Source organism: Streptomyces sp. NPDC004327 (assembly GCF_042873935.1).
Classification (GTDB): Bacteria; Actinomycetota; Actinomycetes; order Streptomycetales; family Streptomycetaceae; genus Streptomyces.
On the sequence record NZ_JBIAME010000013.1, the window covers coordinates 123,103 to 141,550 of the forward strand.

At 69.6% G+C, this 18,448-nt stretch carries 17 protein-coding genes; 6 read left to right on the forward strand and 11 right to left on the reverse strand.

Going from position 1 to position 18,448, the window contains the following annotated elements; all coding sequences use genetic code 11:
- Position 1: 1 nt before the first annotated feature.
- The 6 genes from ACFYU9_RS35560 to ACFYU9_RS35585 all read right to left on the reverse strand — a co-directional run bounded on the left by ACFYU9_RS35560 (position 2) and on the right by ACFYU9_RS35585 (position 4,948).
- A complete protein-coding gene (locus ACFYU9_RS35560) occupies positions 2-136 on the reverse strand; it encodes a hypothetical protein (protein ID WP_389347748.1) in 135 nt (44 codons plus the stop codon).
- Positions 137-357: 221 nt separating this feature from the next.
- Positions 358-858: a hypothetical protein gene (locus ACFYU9_RS35565; RefSeq protein WP_389347751.1), complete on the reverse strand. Its 501-nt coding sequence runs from the start codon at positions 856-858 to the stop codon at positions 358-360.
- Positions 859-1,193: 335 nt separating this feature from the next.
- Entirely contained in the window at positions 1,194-2,018 is an 825-nt protein-coding gene (locus ACFYU9_RS35570; protein WP_389347753.1) for a hypothetical protein, read from the reverse strand.
- Positions 2,015-3,601, reverse strand: a complete 1,587-nt coding sequence (locus tag ACFYU9_RS35575) for a DUF2589 domain-containing protein (protein ID WP_389347754.1) — start codon at positions 3,599-3,601, stop codon at positions 2,015-2,017. The genes ACFYU9_RS35570 and ACFYU9_RS35575 overlap by 4 nt, the downstream gene beginning before the upstream one ends.
- Positions 3,598-3,957, reverse strand: a complete 360-nt coding sequence (locus ACFYU9_RS35580) for a hypothetical protein (protein WP_389347756.1) — start codon at positions 3,955-3,957, stop codon at positions 3,598-3,600. Before ACFYU9_RS35580 ends, ACFYU9_RS35575 begins: the two co-directional genes overlap by 4 nt.
- 256 nt (positions 3,958-4,213) lie before the next feature.
- Positions 4,214-4,948, reverse strand: coding sequence for a DUF2589 domain-containing protein (locus tag ACFYU9_RS35585; protein WP_389347758.1), 735 nt, complete (start codon positions 4,946-4,948; stop codon positions 4,214-4,216).
- 546 nt (positions 4,949-5,494) lie between these two features.
- Between ACFYU9_RS35585 and ACFYU9_RS35590 the strand changes: the two genes are divergently transcribed.
- On the forward strand, positions 5,495-6,085 hold the full coding sequence (locus ACFYU9_RS35590; protein WP_389347761.1) for a phosphoadenosine phosphosulfate reductase family protein: 591 nt from the start codon (positions 5,495-5,497) through the stop codon (positions 6,083-6,085).
- Here ACFYU9_RS35590 and ACFYU9_RS35595 read toward each other — a convergent pair.
- Positions 5,983-7,377: a sporulation protein gene (locus ACFYU9_RS35595; protein ID WP_389347763.1), complete on the reverse strand. Its 1,395-nt coding sequence runs from the start codon at positions 7,375-7,377 to the stop codon at positions 5,983-5,985. The two genes, ACFYU9_RS35590 and ACFYU9_RS35595, sit on opposite strands and share 103 nt — an antisense overlap.
- 190 nt (positions 7,378-7,567) lie before the next feature.
- On the opposite strand from ACFYU9_RS35595, the gene ACFYU9_RS35600 reads away from it, so the two are divergent.
- Genes ACFYU9_RS35600 through ACFYU9_RS35615 form a run of 4 tightly spaced genes read left to right on the forward strand, consistent with a single transcriptional unit; the run spans position 7,568 to position 11,692 of the window.
- On the forward strand, positions 7,568-8,296 hold the full coding sequence (locus ACFYU9_RS35600) for a hypothetical protein (protein WP_389347765.1): 729 nt from the start codon (positions 7,568-7,570) through the stop codon (positions 8,294-8,296).
- Between the two features lie 5 nt (positions 8,297-8,301).
- A complete protein-coding gene (locus ACFYU9_RS35605) occupies positions 8,302-9,624 on the forward strand; it encodes a UDP-N-acetylglucosamine 1-carboxyvinyltransferase (protein WP_389347767.1) in 1,323 nt (440 codons plus the stop codon).
- Entirely contained in the window at positions 9,621-10,652 is a 1,032-nt protein-coding gene (locus ACFYU9_RS35610) for a serine hydrolase domain-containing protein (RefSeq protein WP_389347769.1), read from the forward strand. Before ACFYU9_RS35605 ends, ACFYU9_RS35610 begins: the two co-directional genes overlap by 4 nt.
- Positions 10,653-10,669: 17 nt before the next feature.
- Positions 10,670-11,692, forward strand: a complete 1,023-nt coding sequence (locus ACFYU9_RS35615) for a UDP-N-acetylmuramate dehydrogenase (RefSeq protein WP_389347772.1) — start codon at positions 10,670-10,672, stop codon at positions 11,690-11,692.
- A gap of 170 nt (positions 11,693-11,862) precedes the next feature.
- Here the strand turns inward: ACFYU9_RS35615 and ACFYU9_RS35620 are convergent, their stop codons facing one another.
- Both ACFYU9_RS35620 and ACFYU9_RS35625 read right to left on the reverse strand, forming a co-directional pair.
- Complete coding sequence (locus ACFYU9_RS35620) at positions 11,863-12,801, reverse strand: hypothetical protein (protein ID WP_389347774.1); 939 nt, start codon at positions 12,799-12,801, stop codon at positions 11,863-11,865.
- Positions 12,802-13,039: 238 nt separating this feature from the next.
- Entirely contained in the window at positions 13,040-14,083 is a 1,044-nt protein-coding gene (locus ACFYU9_RS35625; RefSeq protein WP_389347776.1) for a hypothetical protein, read from the reverse strand.
- Positions 14,084-14,282: 199 nt separating this feature from the next.
- On the opposite strand from ACFYU9_RS35625, the gene ACFYU9_RS35630 reads away from it, so the two are divergent.
- Positions 14,283-14,546 (forward strand): DUF3732 domain-containing protein, encoded by a 264-nt coding sequence (locus ACFYU9_RS35630; protein WP_389347778.1) that lies wholly within the window; start codon positions 14,283-14,285, stop codon positions 14,544-14,546.
- A 26-nt stretch (positions 14,547-14,572) separates the two neighbouring features.
- On the opposite strand, the gene ACFYU9_RS35635 is transcribed toward ACFYU9_RS35630, so the two are convergent.
- Together ACFYU9_RS35635 and ACFYU9_RS35640 are read right to left on the reverse strand one after the other, a co-directional pair.
- Complete coding sequence (locus tag ACFYU9_RS35635) at positions 14,573-17,305, reverse strand: Helicase associated domain protein (protein ID WP_389347780.1); 2,733 nt, start codon at positions 17,303-17,305, stop codon at positions 14,573-14,575.
- A 23-nt stretch (positions 17,306-17,328) separates the two neighbouring features.
- The gene (locus tag ACFYU9_RS35640) at positions 17,329-17,841 is read right to left on the reverse strand and encodes a hypothetical protein (RefSeq protein WP_389347782.1); all 513 of its coding nucleotides are present in this window, start codon (positions 17,839-17,841) and stop codon (positions 17,329-17,331) included.
- Positions 17,842-18,448 lie beyond the last annotated feature (607 nt).

The following is an 18,448-nucleotide window of genomic DNA, read 5'->3' on the forward strand; positions in this document are numbered from 1 at the left end:
GCTACCCGATGATGCGGTGCGCCGGGTGCGCCTCCATCGCCTGCTTCATCCCCGCGGCCTCCAGCTGGCGCAGGACGTCGGCGACGTCGCCGTGGTCCTCGGTGAAGCGGGTGATGGTGTCGGCGACGCCCGGCACCGCCCAGGCACACGCCGTGGTACAGGAGCTCCAGCAGGAGCCGGCCGAGCGCGGCGGCCAGGAAGGAGTGCGACTGGCACAGGCAGGCGCTGCGGCACCTGTTCAACCGGATGCAAGGCCAGCTCCACCACTGCCTTCAGGCCCGGGTCTCCTTCGACGAATCCATCGCCTTTCCCGTCACCCCGGGCGAGGAAGTGACAAGTAGCTGACCCTGGGACTGCCTACCAGTGCAACGTGACACTGCCGTCGGCGTTGATCTCCTCGCGCACCGTCTCGACGTAATGCTTCCACGCAGGTATCTCTGCTTCGGCAGTCGTACGGAGCCAGTCGGTGAAGGACGCGTAACTGCGGACGGGAACGTTTGCGTGCCCGCCTTCGGAGTATGACCAGACCTCGGGGTCAGGTCCGGTGCCCCGCATGAACTCGAACTGATAGCCCTGGTGCATGAAGAAGACGCGGTCGGTGGGCTCGAAGAGGAAGGGCGATTCGTTCTCTTCGAGGAGCTCGCGGGCAGCCGTCCCCAGGCCAAGGACGCGGGGGTGGTAGACGTCCTCCCCCTGCATGAAACGCCCGGCGCCACCGCCGATCAGGGAAAGGAACTCTCGGTAGGCGTCCGCCATCGGAGCCTGTTGATCGCGCTCAACAGCCAGGACGACCTCGGCAGGCAGGCCCTGAAGCTGATCGGGGCGGGCTGTGGTGCCGTCGGTGATCGCGTCGACCACAGCCTGGACCCGCTGCTTCGGCGTCAGCAGGCCAGGCTCATTTGATGACGCTGGCCACGGCTCTGTCGACAATGGAACCGCTGGGTCCTCGTCTCGGCGTCGCTTCCACCACATCTGGCACCCTCATCCTCTCTCTGCTCGAGAGCTTACGTGTGCTCGCGGCACCCGCGGGTAGCGGCCGTCGTAGGTGGTCCACTGCGACACCGCTTGTCCGCCGCCTCCGGAACTCATGTCGAAGAACACGGGCGCCAGCACGGAGCCGTCGGCGGCCAGCAGGAGGACAACGCCCTGTGAGAGGGCCGCACCACTCGGTGTGGCCCTCACTGCCTGGCCGGTCAGGCGCGATCCGGTGTGCCGAGAGCGCGGCCGAGTTTCGACACCACAGCGGCGAGCGCGATCAGGGCGGGCGGGCGCGGGTGCGGGGCGTCGGGGCCGAGGATTTCAAGGGGGGCAGCGTGTGCGACGAGGTGTGGATCGACCGGTGGCCCGCCGGCACACCATGTGCACACGGCCGCAGCGAGATCTTCGACGGCCTGGACTACTGCGGTGGCGTCCCAATGGTCCGGGGCCTCGGCCAACAGCCGTCCGGCAAAGTGGTACAGGCCCGGCAGGTGTCTCCAGGCGGCGACGGCCCGCTGGGCCGGCAAAGGCAGTCGGTCACTGTCGGCGCTGGGTGGGGTGGGGGCGAGTGCAGCCGCGACGAGGTCGTCGACGAGGGGCCGGGGGCCCGGACGGGTACTCAGCCGGATGGTGGCGGTCATGATCCCGGTGGCGTCCGGTGCCGGGACGGTGGAGCACAGGACGCCGTCGGACCCAGCCGGTGCCGGGATGGCCAGCCGCAGGGTGATGTGAGCGGACTCGACGCTGTAGAGGGGCCATCCGTAGAGGTCGGCCAGGGCGATGTGCCGGGCGCTGCGCGCCGGGACCGCGGCGGCCGCCATCTGTACGACGGGCTGCGGCTGTCCGTCGTCGCCGGCTGTGAGCAGAGTACGGGCCGCGCTCGCCAGTGCTGCGCCGACCGCGCTGACTTGTCCGTCCAGCACCGTGTGGCAGGCCTGGGCGAGCAACGCGGCCAGGGGCGCGGCCTGTCCCGGGCTCTTCTCATTTTCGCAGCGCCGCGCAGGCTCCTGGCCGGTGTCAGTGTCGTCTGCGCCGGTCACGTAACCTCCGGGCAGGCGAGATCGGCTACTGGGTGGCTTGTGATGTCGATGAGGTTTCCCCAGAACTGACGAGCCGCCTCGTTCCACGGCTGCGCCACGGATCGCCACCACTCCGGGCGCTGCTTCATCTCGGCAGGGGCATCCCGTGCATTGACTCTGTCGATCAGGTCGTTGAACTCCTTGAGCTTCTCGATGACATACTCCGCGAGCCCATCCTGCTCAGAGCGTTGAAAAGCCTCCAGGGCTTTTGGCGCTACCTCTCGACACACGTATGCGACTTCCCTTAGTGGCGCTGGTGCTGAGACCGACCTGGAGGGGACCCGGTCCGCTTGGGCGGTGAGGATGGCCACCGTTCGCGAGCACTCTGCTTTCAGCTCCTCGGCGTTGAACCGGTTGGTGACGTGGAAGTCGACCGCACTCTCGCCGGGCGTCAGCGCATCCCACATCAATTCGGCAGCCGCGGCCAGGCCGTCCTGTGCGGCCCGGGAGGCGGCGTTTTGGGCGAACGGGCGCCACATCTTCCGGATCTCCGCAGCGGTCTCGTTGTAGCGGGCCAAGGCCTCGGCGGCGGTCTTCGACTGTTTGTAGGCGTGGGCAGTGCACCCCAGTGCGACGGTCCCTTCGAGATGGTGAAGCCACTCGGGCAGCCGTGCCAGATGGGTCGGAGCGGCAATCAGGGCAGTGACGGCGGCGTTGAACCGGTCGCGCAGCTGCTCGACGGTGGGCGGTCCGAATTCGGCAACCTGTGCGCCGGGCAGGAGGGCCTGCCACACGTTGCCGGCGGCGGCGATGAAGGCCCGCCGCAGAGCAGCCATCTCCTCCGGCTCGGTGTGCCGGTCGATCCAGGTCAGTTTCTGGCACCGGGTGTTCCACCTCTGGTGGAGCGGGGAGATCTTCTCCGGCAGCCCGTCACGGAAGGCGCTCACGGCGTCCGTGACAGCCTCCTTCAGCTCCCACAACTGCTGCAGCCACTCCCGTACCCCCACGCCTTTGCCCTTGGAGCCGTCCTGGGCGACGGTGTCGATCAACTCGGTGGCGGCTTTGCGGAAGGGCTCTGCCCGCTCCAGTACCAGGTACCAGACACTGTCGCGGTCGCTGACCGCCGCGTCCAGCAACTGGGAGAGCCGGCTGCTTGCCAGCAGGTCGCGCTGCTTGAGGGTGGACTCGATGGTCATGACAGCGTTCTTGTCCAACTGGTGGACAATGCGTCCCTTCAGCTTGGGCATCTTGGCCGCCGTCGGCGTTTCACCGCTCGCGGTGGGGGCCTCAGCAGGCCCGGTTTCGATGTCCTGGCTGATCAGGTGCAGACTCATGCTGATCTTGGCGCTGTCGATGCTGATGGATGGCGGGTTGATCAGCGACAGCAGCGGCACGGTGGCATGCACGGTACGCACCTGCGGGCCGTCTTCCGTGGCCTCGGTGTGCTGGTAGGCGAAGCGGAACGGCTTCGCGGTGCCGTTCCTCTCGAATCCCAGGTCCTTGACCAGTTCGACCGCTTCGCGCGCGGCCAGCCCCTGCCCGTGGACCACCGCCTCGTACGCCGCGCCGAGCAGCGCGCTGACCGGGACGTCGTCGTCGCTCATCGCTGGTCCCCCGCAGCTCCTGCGGGGACGATGTGATACCTGCCGTTGACCTCGAGCCGCTCCACCGGCCGGTTGCTCACGGTGAACGAGACCGCGTGCACGTGCTTGGCGTCGGCGAGGGCCTGCTGGTCGACGGCGATACGGATGTCTTCCTTGACCTGACCGGAAGCGGGAGTGGACGGAGCGACCTGCTCAGCCACGAAGGAGAGGGTGAAGGAAACCTCGTCAATGGCCATCTGCGGCTGGATTCCCACACAGTCGCTGTCCGGCTCCTGGGCCGCGCGCACCGCCTGGTCGGCTTCGGCCACGGCCTGCTGCAGGCCCTGCAGAAGGTCACGCATCGTCAACTCACTCATAACACTCCCTGGTTGGCAAAGCCCCGGACCGTGCCCTCTTCGGCGATGAACAGCGCCCCGGCAAGTGCGAGCCATCCGAACGCGGGGGTAGGCGAGGAGCGGGCCGGGCATGGAAGACAAAAACCCTCATGCGCGACGCGGGGTCCGGATACTGTCTGCGGCCGGGGACGGCACTGGAACAGGGACGGTTCAGTGCCGCACCCGGATGTCCGCAGACGAACCCATGAGGATCCGGCGTCAAGGTCCGTCAGATCGTCTATGCGCTTTTCTGCTGGACGGTGACGGCATTGTCGGTCAGCATCGACAGGATCTTCTCCATGCCGCCCGGCATCGGTCCTTGCACAGCCTCCACATGGACCGACATCGACGCACTCCGGCTGACCGTGTCCGAACTCGAACTGCTCGAGTCGTAGCTGGCCTTGACCGAGGCCGAGATGCCCCAGAAGCCGCCACTCGCCGACGCTTCGCCTCCGATTTTCTGCTCGTTCTTTTTGGTGGAGACCGAATCGATCTTCACATTGAAGTCGAGCGTCACCTTGGACAGCTGCAGATAGGGGATCGGCACGACCGCGAGGAGGGGCACCTCGACCTGCGTCACCATCTTCTTACGCTGGGAGGAGGTGTCGGCTGCCTCGGGCTCCAACGAGGTGTAGGAGAACGCCACCGTTCTGGCGCGCTTGTTCTCGTCGAAGCCGACGTTGTTGATGAACTGCGCGGTCTCGTTCGCGGCCAGCGCGCTGGACCGGATGACCCCCTGCAGCGGTCCGCCGATGATCTGCTCGAACGGCAGCGACAGCTCCGCCCCCAGATTGACCGGATTGGACGTGTCCCCCGGGCCCGGCGCGAGCGGGACATCCTGCATGAGCGGGACGTCCGGTACGGACGGCCTGGAGTCCGCGCGGCCGGACCCGCCGGGAGCCGGCTTCCTGGCCGGCGTCTTCACCGCCGCCGTCTTCTTCCTCGTTGGGCTCGTCTTGTTCGTCTCCGCCATCGGCCACTCCCTTAACCAGGTTCTGGATCTTGAAGTGATCTTCTGCCGGTCCCCATTGCGCTCATTCACCGACACGCCAGAGCCCTTCGAAAGTCGTACGGGTACGCATCAGGACAGACAGATGCACCGGGAGGCGACGGTGGGAACGCGGGCGCGAGTACGCGCAGTGGCTGATGGCGGCCAACTCCTGGCCGCACGCGACCGGGTCGTGCAGCTCGGTGCTCACGGGGTGCCTCGCTTGCCCCGGCGTGCGGCATGAACTGGATCCAGCACCGCCGCCCGAACGCCTCCCCGATCTCCTCCACCGATCCGGGATCACGCACATCGGGCCAGACCCGCGGATCCATCCGCGCGACCTCCACGAGACCCATCACCTCCCGCCGGGCCTCGTCGCTCGGCAGCTGGGCCATGACCTCGACCGCGAACTCCTCCACCACCACGCCGTACCGCATCCCGCGCACCCCGTGTGATCGACTGCGGCCAGCAGCGGACGAAGGAACCGTCGATCCCACTCCGGCCTAGGACCGTGCCGGCTACGCCATGGGCATGCGCGCCGAGGAATCCTCCGCCCGCGCGAAGAAGCCGGTCGTCGAGCTGCATCGCATGACGGGGAAAGGAACGCTCCGGAAGGTGACGACGTGGCTCCCGATCCACCACCTCACCACCGACGAGGTATGGCAGGTCCACCAGGACCACGGCATTGCTCGGCATTCGGCCCACGACATGGGCATGCGACGCCTCAGCTGCCGTGCCTGCCCGCTCGCGAAGACTGAGGATCTCATCCGATCGGCCCAGCTCAACCCCAGCCTTTTCGCCGAATACGCCGGGGCCGAGAAGGAAAATGGGCAAGCCGTTCAAGAAGAGCATCAGCCTTCAGGCAGATCATCGAGCGAGCCCGGAGCTGACCCCAAGCGGGGATCTGCTGGGACCATGCCGCAACAGATCCCCGACAGCGCCAGCCCAACAGGCGCGCGCGGGCAGCGACGGCCCCTCGGTCAGCCACAACCTTTGTGCGAGCGGTGCCCCATCGGCGTTCAGGAGACGAGTGCGAGTTCGGTGCGGGCACGGTGGAGGAACTCGGCGACGGGCTTCTCGCGGTGCCAGGGGGCGATGGTCGTGGTGACGTCGGCGACGTAGTCGCGGGCGCGGGCGGAGGCGACGCGGCCGAGGATGTCGATGGCCCGGTGGCCGACGGCCAGGCCCTGGTCGAGGTCGTGCTGCTGGAGGTGGGTGGTGGCCAGGACCGTCAGGCGCAGGCCGACCGAGCGGGCGAAGCTGTCCGGGTTCATCGCGTCGGCCTGAGCGTTCCAGCGCCAGGCCGCGGCTGGGTTGCGCAGGTCGCGGTGTACCTCGACGGCGTCGGAGGAAAGCCGGGTGTGGGTGAAGTACCGGATCCAGGCCGGCTCGTCGGTGTCGTGGTCGGCCTGTTCGAGGCAGCGCTCGGAGGCGGCAAGCGCAGCGGACGCGGCCCGTGCGTCGTTCGCCTTGGCGTGGGCACGGGCCTCGATGAGCTTGGCGAACCCCAGGACCCGGTGGCCGGCCCGCCCACGGGCGCGGTCGTAGGCGCCCTGAACCATGTCGATGGCCTCTTGGTGGTAGCCGCGCAGCAGGGCCTGGAGCGCCATGTTCGCCATGACGTGGCAGCCGATGTCCACCGCTCCGCCGGCCTTGGCCATCCGCAGCGCCTGGATGAAGTGCCGCTGGGCGATGTCGTGGTGGCCGGTGTCGACCGCGCTCCATCCGGCGACGCGGGCGAGTTCGGCGGTGACCGCGAACAGGCCGCGGCCGACCTCGTCGGTGTAGGAGCCGTGCAGAAGCGGGACGGCCCGGCGGGTGAGGCAGTGCGTGACCGAGGAAGCCCGCCAGGTCCCGCCGCCGTACTTCGAATCCCACCGCTGCGCTTCGTCGGCGGCCTGCCACAGCTCCGCCAGGTCCTCCCGCCCGACCCTGCCGCTGCCGTGGTGACCGGCGCCAGGGTCGGTCGGGACGCCGAGCCAGCGGGTGACGGGGGTGGTGTACGCGCCGACGGCGAAGGCCTTGTTCAGGAAGGCGCGGCGGTCCAGGTGTTCCACGGTGCTCCAGAAATTCACGGCGTGACGGACTGCCTCGGCGGTGTCCCGTGGGAAATCCAACCCGAGTTCCGCCGTGTTCTCGCGCACCGCGTGCATGCCGATCTCGGCGACGTCGACGGGCCGGCCGAGTCGTTCACCCAGCGCACGCGCGATCAGAGTGGGCACCGGTGCCTTGGGGGCCATGCCGCGGCGGGTCCAGTTCACGACACTCGTATGGGTGTAGGCCACGTGCAGCCCGGCCTGCCCGGCGAGCTCGTTGACCCGCCGTGCCAGTGCGTGGTGGCTCATGCCGCTGGAGGTCAGCAGGTGCTCCAGGGCGAGGTTGGGCGGCTTGGCCCGGCGTGTGCTCGGAGCCATCACGGGCACCTCCTTCACGAAGACCCGGCTACGGCGGAGCGTGCCCGTATCCGGAGCAGCAGGGTAGGCCCGCAGCACACGGGCTGGCGCCCGTTTGCGAGTTGTGAGCCCCCCTTGTGAGCCTGCCCAGTCCTAGGACAGCGGCGGTTTCCTGAAGGCACCCCACCGGCCAACCGGCACAGGAGCCGCCATGAGCCCCACCCTGCTCACACCCGCCCCCGGGTCCGAGACCGTCGCGGACGAGCTCACCCCCGCCTACTACCTCCGCCACGACCAGCTCGGCGCGTACCTCACCGGCCTGCTGGGCCGCTGCACCACGGTCTTCGACATCAAGCCCACCCTGACCGACGACCTCGACCACCCGGACCGGCACGGCCTGATGGGGGGCGGCGTGATCGAGGACGGCGCGCACGTCACGGGCACGGTCATCGTCCAGCCCGGCGCCCGCATCGAGGCCGGCGCCCGCGTGGTCGGCCCCGTGCTGGTCTGCGAAGGCGCGGTCATCGCCGCCGGGGCGTACGTCCGCGACCACGTCGTCGTCGGCCCGCGCACCCAGGTCGGCTTCGGCGCCGAGATCACCCGCAGCCTCCTCGGCGCGGCCGTCTTCGCCAAGCACGCCTGCTTCATCGGCGACTCGATCGTCGGCTCCGGCGTGAACTTCGGAGCGTTCTCCTCCACCACCGGCCTGATCGCCAGCGACGGCCCAGTCACCGAGCCCGCCACCAGGGAGATCACCCTCACCCTCGGCGGCCGCAAGTACGGCACCGGGCAGACGAAGTTCGGCGCGGTCATCGGCGACGGCGTCACCCTCTCCGCCGGCACCGTCCTGTGCCCCGGAACGCTGATCGGCCCCCGCACCGTCATCTACCCGCGCACCCAGCTCGGCGGCTTCATGCCCGCCGGCTCCCGGGTCCGGTGACCGCCATGACCACCACGCTCGCCACCCGTGCCGCCGACCAGCAGCTCCTCAAAGTCACCGGAGGCCGCCCCCTCACAGGCCGGATCCGCGTCCAGGGCAGCAAGAACGTGGCCCTGCACCTGTACGCCGCCGCCCTCCTGGCCGACACCAACCTCGTCCTGCACCAGGCGCCCGCGATCCTCGACACCGGCGTCTGCGCGCAGATCCTCACCCACACCGGCACCCACACCCACGTCCCCGGCGACGGCACCTTCCACGTCGTCCCCACCCCGCTCCTGCGGCCGGTCATCCACCACAACCTCGGCGCGAAGGTCCGCACCACCGCGGTCCTGGCCGCCGCCGTCCTCGCCCGCACCGGGCAGGTGGACTTCCCCGCCCCCGGCGGAGACGCCTTCTGCCCGCGCCTCATCGACCGCCACCTCGCCGCCATGGAGGCCGCCGGCGCCGAAGTCAGCGTCGACGAGAACGGCCGCAGCATCAGCGCTGTCGTCCCGCCCGGTCGTCGGCTACACCCGTTCCGCGTGGACGTCTCCACCCCCTACGGCCCCTCCCTCGGCGCGACGGTCACCGCCGTGCTCCTGGCCGCCCGGATCCCGGGGGAGTCCCTCATCACCCGCGCGAGCATCGAGCCCGAGGTCACCGAAACCCTGCGATTCCTCACCGAGCGCGGCGTACGAGCCGCCTGGGACGACGAAGGCCTCCACGTCCACGGCGCCGACAGCATCTCGGGCGGCCAGTTCACGGTCGCCGGGGACCGGATCGAGGCCGCCACCATGATCATGGCCGCCGCCGTGACCGGCGGCACCATCGACCTCGACGGGATCACTCTGCCCGAACTCCCCGACAGCCAGCTCCAGGTGTTCGCCGATGCAGGCCTCCACCTCACCTCCCACGGCGGCGGGATCCGCGCCGCCGTCGGCGAGGGCGGCCTGCGCGCGGTACAGGCACGAACCGGCCCCCACCCCGGCCTGCCCACCGACACCGCCCCACAACTCGCCGCCCTGCTCACCCAGGCGAGGGGCAGCAGCCACGTCTTCGAGGCCGTCTACCCGCAGCGCGACACCCACGTCGCACCCCTGCGCGCCCTCGGCGCCGACATCACCGCCGACGGGCAGGACATCCGCATTCACGGCCCGGCCCCGCTGCGGGCAGCCGACGTGCAGGCGGCGGACATCCGGGCGGTGACCGCCCTGCTGATTGCCGCCCTGGTGGCCGACGGCACCTCTACGATCGGCGGCATGTACCACCTGGCCCGCGGCTACGGCCGCCTGCTGCCCAACCTGGCCGCGCTGGGTGCCGACATCACCACCACCGCCGCGGAGGCATGAAGCCGATGACGCTCGTCCCGTTCACGTCCGACGACACCGCCCGCCTCGCCGAAGCCCTCGACCAGGCCGTCGCCGACGGCGCCACCCCCGGCGGCGTCATCGCCCTCGGCACCCTCGGCGACGCCCCGCGTTTCCTGAAGGCGGGCCGGATCGCCGACGAACTCGGCGACACCGCACCCGGCCCGGACACCGTCTACGACATCGCATCCCTCACGAAGGTCGTCGCCACCTGGCCGCTCGTCTGCCAGGCACTCGACGCCGAGGTCCTCTCCCGGACCGCCCCGGTGCGCGACTTCCTGCCCGCCATCGACGGACCGGCGCCCAGCGGCGAGGCCACGATCGAGCAGCTCCTCACCCACACCGCCGGCCTCAAGGCCTCCACCCGGCTGGACCACTACCGCGGCGCCGACCGGCCGCTGCACGAACTCCTGTGCCGCGAACCCCTCGAAGCCGAGCCCGGCACCCACCGGTACATCAACCGCGGGTACATCCTCCTCGGCCTGGCTCTCGCCCACGTCCACGGCCGCCCGCTCGACGAACTCGGCCGCGCGCTGTGGGACGACCTCGGCATGACCAGCACCACCTACGGGCCCGTCGCCCGCGGTCCGCAGGTCGCCCCCACCGAGCGCCGCATCCCCGGCGCCCCCCGGATCTGGGGCACCGCGCACGACGACAACGCCGCCCTCCTCGGCGGCGTCGCCGGCCACGCCGGAACCTTCTCCACCGCCCGCGACCTCGCCCGCTACGCCGAGTACCTCATCGACCCCGCCAGCCGCCTGCACGGCTGGCTCCGCGCCTCCACGCTCCCGTTCGCCCCGATCGAGCCCGGCCTCGACCGAGGCCTGTCCTGGATCGTCGCCCCCGGCGGCGTCGACTACCACCACGGCTTCACCGGCACCAGCCTCTACCTCGCTCGCGCCACCGGCCGCTACCTCGCCGTCTGCACCAACGCGGTCTACTACGGCGAAGCCCGCAAGAAGATCGCCCCGCTGCGCGCCCTCGCCCTCAAGACCATCACCGCCACCTGACACCAGGGAGGCTCCCCATGGGACAGCACCAGCTGTCCGACCACACCACGCTGCGCCTGGGCGGCCCCGCGCCGCTCTGGCTCAGCCACACCCACGACGCCGACTGGCCCAACATCGCCCGCACCGCCGCCGCGCACGCCGAGCGGCCGTTCACGCTCGGCGGCGGCAGCAACACCCTCGCCCCTGACCAGGGCACCACCCGGCCGGTTATCCACATGGCCACCCGCGGCATCCGCACCCGCCACCTCGCAGGCGACCAGGTCGTGGTCACCGTCGCCGCCGGGCACCCCCTCACCGACCTCGTCGCCCACACCGTCGCCGAGGGACTGTCCGGCATCGAGTACCTCGGCGGCATCCCCGGCACCGCGGGCGCCGCACCGGTCCAGAACGCCGGAGCGTACGGCCAGGAGATCGGCGACCGGCTCACCGCCGTCATCGCCCACGACTGGACCACGGGCCGCACCACCCGTGTCCCCGCCGCCGAGTGTCGACTCGACTACCGGACCAGCGTGTTCAAGCAGGAGCCTGGACGGTGGACGATCCTCTCCCTGACCCTCCATCTGACCCGCTCCGCCGTGGCGGCCCCCGTCACGTACCAGCACCTCGCCACAGCGCTCCGGGCCCCACTGGGCAGCAGGCCGCCGCTGGCCGAAGCTGCGGCCGCTGTCCTCCACGACCGCGCCGAGCGGGGGCTGCTCCTCCCAGGAACCGGCCACGATGCTCGCCAGGCCGGCTCCTGCTTCCTCAACCCCATCGTCACCGACGACAAAGCCGCGGCGCTGCGCTGCCAGGGCGCACCGGTCTACCGCACGCCCGCGCACAGTTGGCGGGCCAGCGCGGGATGGCTGCTGGAGGCATGCGGTTACCGGCCCGGGGCCGAGGTCACGCGAGGCGTCCGCTGCTCGACGCAGCGCACCCTCACCCTCACCGCTCAGGCCGAAGCCACCGCGCACGACTTCCGCACAGCCTTGGAGGCGATGGCTGCGAACGTACGCACGGTCGCAGGTGTTGACCTCCACCCGGAGCCGGTCCTCGTGTGATCGATGTCTTACTCGGGGATGAAGTCCAGGCACTTGGCGGCTTCGAGCGAACCGAGAATCGTCCGTTTGGGCCCGTCTCCCCAGGGCCCGTGGTTGTGGACCTGGACGTTCACGGACCATCGGGTGCCGTCGCTGCCCACGCTTCAGTTGCCCCGAGCGGTTCGATGCCCTCAGAACGGGCATTCCTCGATCTCCCAGGGATCGAGTGCCTGAACAGCCGTGGGGGCCGACTGCGCGCATGCCGCAGTGCAGTACTCCGGGGGCAGCTTGAGGTCGAAGAGGCGCCATCGAAGATCCTGCCCGCACATGCGACAGGCGCGTGCGAAGTTGCGGATGCTTCGGTACTCGGATCGAGCGACCGCCAGGAGGCGCAGTTCCTCCCGCTCGATGGCATGGCGCATCTCCATCGCCGCGGATTCCTCCATGAACGTGTCGTCGATGTCCGACGGGTCCATGTAGGCCGCGCGTAGGAACGCGTCGCGTACCTGGCTGAACGCGCCCTGGGCGGTCGCTGCCCGGATCAGGATGTCCGCTTCCGGGCTACCACCACGGCGTTCCAGGACGCCGGCAGCGTCCACGCCGACGAAACTGCCGAGATCCCCGGCCATGCTGGTCAGGATCTGCGGACTGCTTCGGGCGAGGTGATATTCGCAGTACTCGATGACGCGGTTCAAGACCGGCCGTTCGTGGCAGCGGGGCTTGCGGCAGAGCTCGTCGACGCTGGCGGTCAGCATCGTGATGAGGAAGCGCCTGCGCCGACTCGCGACGACAGCCTCGTCGAGCGGATCCAGGAATTCGACCCGCAGCTCGTCGTTGGGCCCGTACGCGGAAAGAGCTCCGGCCAGAGCCAGCACCGAGGTGTAGGGGATGGCGCCACCGACGATCTCCGATTCGAAGACCGCGGGCAGTACCTCGGGGAAGAGGACCTCACCCCAATCGACGCTCGCCGCCGGTTTGGTCGCGCACTCCGCCAGCAGCGCACCCAAGAGGAAAGGCGGACGATCCATTGGCCTGGAAGCGGCCTCCAGCCGCCGAGCGGCGGTGTACCGCAGCCCGGTCGCTTCCTGAACCGCGCGGGCTGCCACCTTGCGCTTCTTGTCCTGCGTCACGATCTTCCTCACCCGACACGCCCACGCCCATGCCGCAGCAAGGTCACAAACTGGTCTGTCGCACTGCACACGCGAGTCCGTGACCCTTGTCCGCAGCCGGTGCGTGGGGCGGTCCGGCCGGGTACTGGCAGGCGTGGGCTGCCGCCACAGAGCGTAGCGGATCAGCGGCTTCCGGAACGCGAAACGACGGCCCTGCTCCGCAGCGACCACTGCGCCCAGGCGGTCCTGGTCGTTCTACTCAGGTGGGCACTTGGGGCACTCCTCGGCGAGCCCGAGTAGTGCCTTGCGCCCCGTGATGCTTGGGCGGACGAAGTTGGTGCGGGTGCCGGGCACCCACAGCATGGTGGGCCCCCGGCAGTCTCGTCAGGCAGTGGTGCGCACGGCCTCGGAGTAGGTGCTGAAGAAGGTCCCCCGTGAGCTTGTGCTGAGCCAGCTGGACGGAGACGGCTTGCTCGTCATTCCAGCTACCAGGGTTGGAGGCGAGCGCGTTGGCGAACTTGGTGACCGCGTCCCGCAGCAGGTCGAATTTGGCCGCGGTGACCACCCGCATGCCCGTCGGCGGAGTGCCCTGTACATCGCAGGTACGGCTGGGGTGCAGCATGACGGGCAGTGCCTTCACGTTCGGGTTGATCTTGTTGAGCCAGCGGACGCTGCCTCCGAGCTGATTCAGATCCTTCTTGGCGATCGTGTCGGTTACACACCCTGGCTTCAGCTCAATCACTGCCTGCTCGGACGCCGAGAGGGCCCACAGGTTGTCCGGGCCCCTGCCGTACTGCTTCTCCGGCCGAGTGCTCACGAACCCGAGATGCAGTCCGAGCTGCTCCCATGCCCGCTCGGCATCATCGGAGCGTTCTTCCTCGCCCCACACGATCTCCTCCAGGAGACGCTTGACTCCGAGGACCAGATTGGTGCCGTCGGTGTACTTGGAGGAGAGGAATCCCGCGGCCTCGCGGGCTTGTACCGCTGCCGCCTTGATCTGGGTGGCGGCCACACCGTTCACGGGCCGAAGCACGAAGGGATTCTCATCCAGGGCGCCCATGAGGGCCTTCTGCGCGAGGGCCTCATCCATGAAGTGCAGGTACGCGGCCTTCTGCTCCTTCAGCCAACCGCGCAGCTGCTTGTCGTTCAGCTCGTTCACCGTCTTCTGTAGACGATCGGCCGCCTGCATGTACCGCCCCGTTACCGCGAGGTCGAACGCCTCGCGCAGCGCGATCGCCTCCGGCCGTACGGTTCCGTGCTCGGCGTACCGCACCTCGGCGACGGCCCGCCGGCTGCGCTGCACCCACCTGGCGTCCCGATTCAGGCAAGCACGCAAGGCCTGGCGGCGGCGTCCAGACCTTCGCCGCGAATCTGGTTCGCGATGTCCCGGCTGAGCGCTTGGCCCGGGAGGTCCAGCGCATCGAGCAGGGCATGGGACGAGGTGTTGGTACCGAGAAGCAGGACGGCGCAGTAGTCGTCGCTGTCGCGTCCCCGGCTTCCTTATGCTCGACCAGCCCACCCAGGCGTTCTTCCCAGAGAAACCCCGAGACGCCTCCAAGGTCCAGGACGCCGACTGGGCCACTGTCACCGCCTACTTCACGCTCCTCGACGAAGTGGCACGACTCAACGAGGGCAACCTGCAGATCATCGTCAGCGACCACGCGAACCTGCCCGAACCATGGTTCCAGAACGCTGTGATCGCCAACTGGCGACCCGATGACGAAGGCAACCGCAACGCACTCATCCCCTTCGACTGGACTCCCTGACGAAGGCACCAGGGCGAGACCCGCGGTCAAACGTGCTGGACGATGGCGTCACCTGCCGGATCCGGGCCCCCAGGCCGACTCGGCACCGGCGCAGTTACCGCCCAGGGAACGTCCAGTGCGGCGAGGGCGTCCAGCTGCTCCGCGGTGAGTTTGTCCCGCCTTGCGCGGGTGTTGGATACCCACACTCCTAGCTTGATGATCACCGGGTCTGCTTCGCCGTCGACTGCGATCCCCTCAGCGTGGCCGCGTGGTACGGGCCGGTCGGCGCCTTCCCGCTCGACCCACTGGGTGAGGGCCGCAAGTCCGCGTTGAAAGGCTTGCTGCGCCTTGCTCGGCCCCTTCGCCGTGCGGCTCGCCGTCGGGGCGGGGGCCGGGGCCTGGTCGGGCTGTAGGCCCAGCTTCAACAGGCGCTGCTGCTGCTCCTCGGAGAGCTGTTTCCAAGTGCCCGGGTTCTTCTGGCGCTCCAGCCATCGTCCGATGTCATCGCCCTCGAACAGCACGCCGGGCTGGATGTGGGGCAGCATTCCGCCGTCCTCGTCGGCGGCGAGGTCGGCGAGCACCTTGTAGTGGCGTTGCCAGTCGAGGGGCCAGGGGCAGTTCCAGTCCGGGTCGATCGCCGCCAGCTGCGCCGCCCGCTCCCCGGCCCGTTCCGGGTCTTTCCCGAGGCCGCCCTTCCGGCGCAGGTTGGCCACGTGCTGCCCGATGGGCACCATCGCCTCGCCCTCGCCCCACGCCGCGTCCTGCCGAGGTGCGAGGTGCCCGTGCGCACGGTGGTAGGAGCGGAATGCGGCGAGTTTGTTCTCCCACGCTTCGTCGCCGGGCTCCCACACCATCCCGGCGTCGTCGAGGAGCTCTTTGCGGTGGGGGTCGAGTTCGCCGGCGCGCAGCGCCTTGCGCTGCTGGTGCACCCACCGGCCCAGGGGAAAGTCCTTCGTGACGCCAGCCTCGGTCTCGACGTCATAGGGGACGGCGTGCAGGCCGGTGATGCCGTCCTCGGTGCGCCACCGGACCAGGGCCTGGTAGCCCTCGAGCCAGACCAGGGACTGGGGCCGGATGACGCGGCAGCGGGTCAGGGCGGCGATGGCGGCGGCGTCGCGGGGGGAGGCGAAGTTGATCACCACCGCAGTGACCCGATCGACCTCCTGCTGCGCCTCGCCGGCCTCCTCGGGCGGGTCCCCGTTTTCCGGGCCGGCCGCGGGGGCAGACCGGACGTGGATGCGCCGCCGTTCGGTACCGCGGGTCAGAGCGCGGGAAGCGAGCTGGTCGACCATGCGCTCCGAGTGTGAGCGCAGGGCTTGGAGGATGTCGACCAGGGGCTGGTAGCTGGCGGAGGCGACCATGTCCTTCGGGTCCTCGCCGGGCTGGAGGAAGACGGGGATGATGATCCGCGCGGTCTTGGCCCGGCCGTCCGGGTTGGGGCGCAGTGCACGTCCGATGTTCTGGACGATGTCGACCTGGGAGCTGCGCGAGCCGACAATACACACAGCCTCGACCCCGCGCAGCCCGGTGATATCGACCCCGACCCCGAGCGCCCGTACCGAGGAGAGGAATGCCCGGTGCACGCGCCGGTTCTGGGCGTCGATGCCGTTGGCGAACCGCTGGATCACCGCACGCCGATGCGCGATGGGATGGTCCCCGCACAGCCAGTCCGCCCACACCCGCTCCGGCGGCACGTGACGGCCCTCCTCCAGCTCGTACAGCTCTGCGTCGATCGACGACGCGGGCAGCTCCTCCGCCTCGGCCAGCGCCGCTGCGGAGGCCTCAGCGGTATACAGCTCGGCGGCCGTCGCCGGCATCTGCTCGGCGAACGCTGCGGCTTCTTCGACCCGCTGGTGGAACACCATGGTGGTGTGCAGATTCTGCTGCGCCGCGTGCTCCAGCAGTGCGGCCTGGAGCAGGGCCATACGCCGGCCGCGCAGCGCGTCCTCCGACAGCCCCAGTATCGGGTCAGGGTCGCGGATCTCGAGCACGTCGATCTCGAAACCGGCGAGGATCGAGCGTTCTACCGCCTCCGCCAGCCCAAGATCAAAAATCCGGGTGCCGTAGGTGCGGGAGTCGTCCTCCATCGACGCGATGACCAGCTCCTGGCCGTCCCGCCCGCGCTGCGGCTTGGGCGCGGCGAGGATGCGCGGGGTGGCGGTCAGGTAGAGCCGGAAGTCGACAGGGATCCGGCTGTTGTCGTGGATCGCCGCCCACGGCCGCCCCATATCTCCGGCCGTCATGTGCCCCTCATCCAGAATGGCCAGGTCGAACCGAGCCATCCGCTGCCCGTACAGCCGCGCCCCGCCCGCCAGCGCCGCCTCCAACGGCCCCGGGACAGTCCCACGGCCAGTGACATCGGCAGGGTCCGCGCGGTCCACGAGAGAGGCGTACGTAGCGAACACGACCACCGGCCCGGACCCAGCCCACAGCGCGAGCTGGATCGGATTGGTGGTGGTGCGCACCCCGAGCTGCTCCAGGACCTCATCCTTGTCCACCGAGCAGACAGCGACCATCGGCGCCCGGTGCCCGACCCGCCGCCAGGACTGGGCACTCTGCACGATCAGATCCAAGGTGGGCACCATGACGAGGACCCGCCCCTCCGGGAAGCACTCCAGAGCGCACGCAGCGGTGGTGATCGTCTTACCCGACCCGGTCGCGGACACCCCCATCGCACGAGCCCCCTCCGGAGGCACAAAAGATCTTGCAGGAAATCCGACCCAGTTACGAAAGCGCAATTTCTGGTCGACCTGGTGTTCATTGAGCGGAATCAAAATCATTTCTAAGCTGCCCTCCCCAATTCCTATTTCTGTGGTCCTTCGATGGCCGCGTGCGGAACGCAGGCCGCACCCGAGCCGTTCCAGACCGACGCATCCGCCTTGCGCCAGCCGCTCGGCTGCCCGTCCTTGAAGGGCGGCTTGTCGTCCGGGTCGTAGTGCCCGGCATCAAGCGTGCAGACCACGACATCCCCATCCGCGTTCCGCGTCCGCGCGGTGCATAGACCGCCGGCCTCGCCCAGAACCTCCAGTACCCGGCGCCGCGCCGTGATGTGCGGGTGCGCGGCCAGCAGCATGGCCTCCCGCACGAACCTCTCCAGGTCCGCGATATGTACGGCCAGCTCAGCGGCCTCCGCCGACCGGTCGTCACGCCGGGACTGCTCCAGGTCCGCGATGCCCACCAGGGCCTCGCTCACAGTCCTGACGCCCTCGCCCCAGCCGTCCTCGAACAGTACGCCCCGAGACGCCGGCGCCATCCCGTCCAGCTCCACCACCTCGCAGTGCGCCCCGGCGACCGCCCCGGCCTTCAGCGCGGCCACCAGGTCGTCCGCCTCGCTGGCGGGCGCCCCTGAGCCTCCAGGAGCGCCAACAACCTCAACCGGGCGTTGACGCCCGCCGTCTGGTACCGCGTCACCCGGCGCACAGAATCGCCGCTCAGTGCGGGATCAGGTCCGGTAGATTCCTGGCGACCAGTCATCTACGGTAGTTCCTCTCAGAATCAGGGGAGGGTTCCGGGTGGTCGGGGTGTCCTGTGTTTCCGCCAAAGGTACATGCTGCATCAATCTGATGCACTCGCTACACCGGAACTCAACACGAACGGGCGGCCCCCACCCTCGCAGCCAGCCCGGCCCGCGCCAGCGGGCCCAACGGTTCTGGAGGCGCAGCCGGAAGGACCGTTGGGGCGGGGGAGCGCAGCGGACCCGCCCCAACCGGGCCGAAGCGAAGCGGAGGCCCGCCAAGCGCGGGCGCAGCCCGCGCCGGTCCGGGAGCGCAGCGGACGGACCGTCACCTCCGAAGCGCAGCGCAGGAGGTGCGTGGCCCGCGCAGCGGGCCACCAGCGCTCCCGCGGAGCGGGAGCGCAACCACCGCGCGCAGCGCGGTGGTTCGCTTGCACATCGCGCAGCGATGTGGTACCCGCTCCGCGGG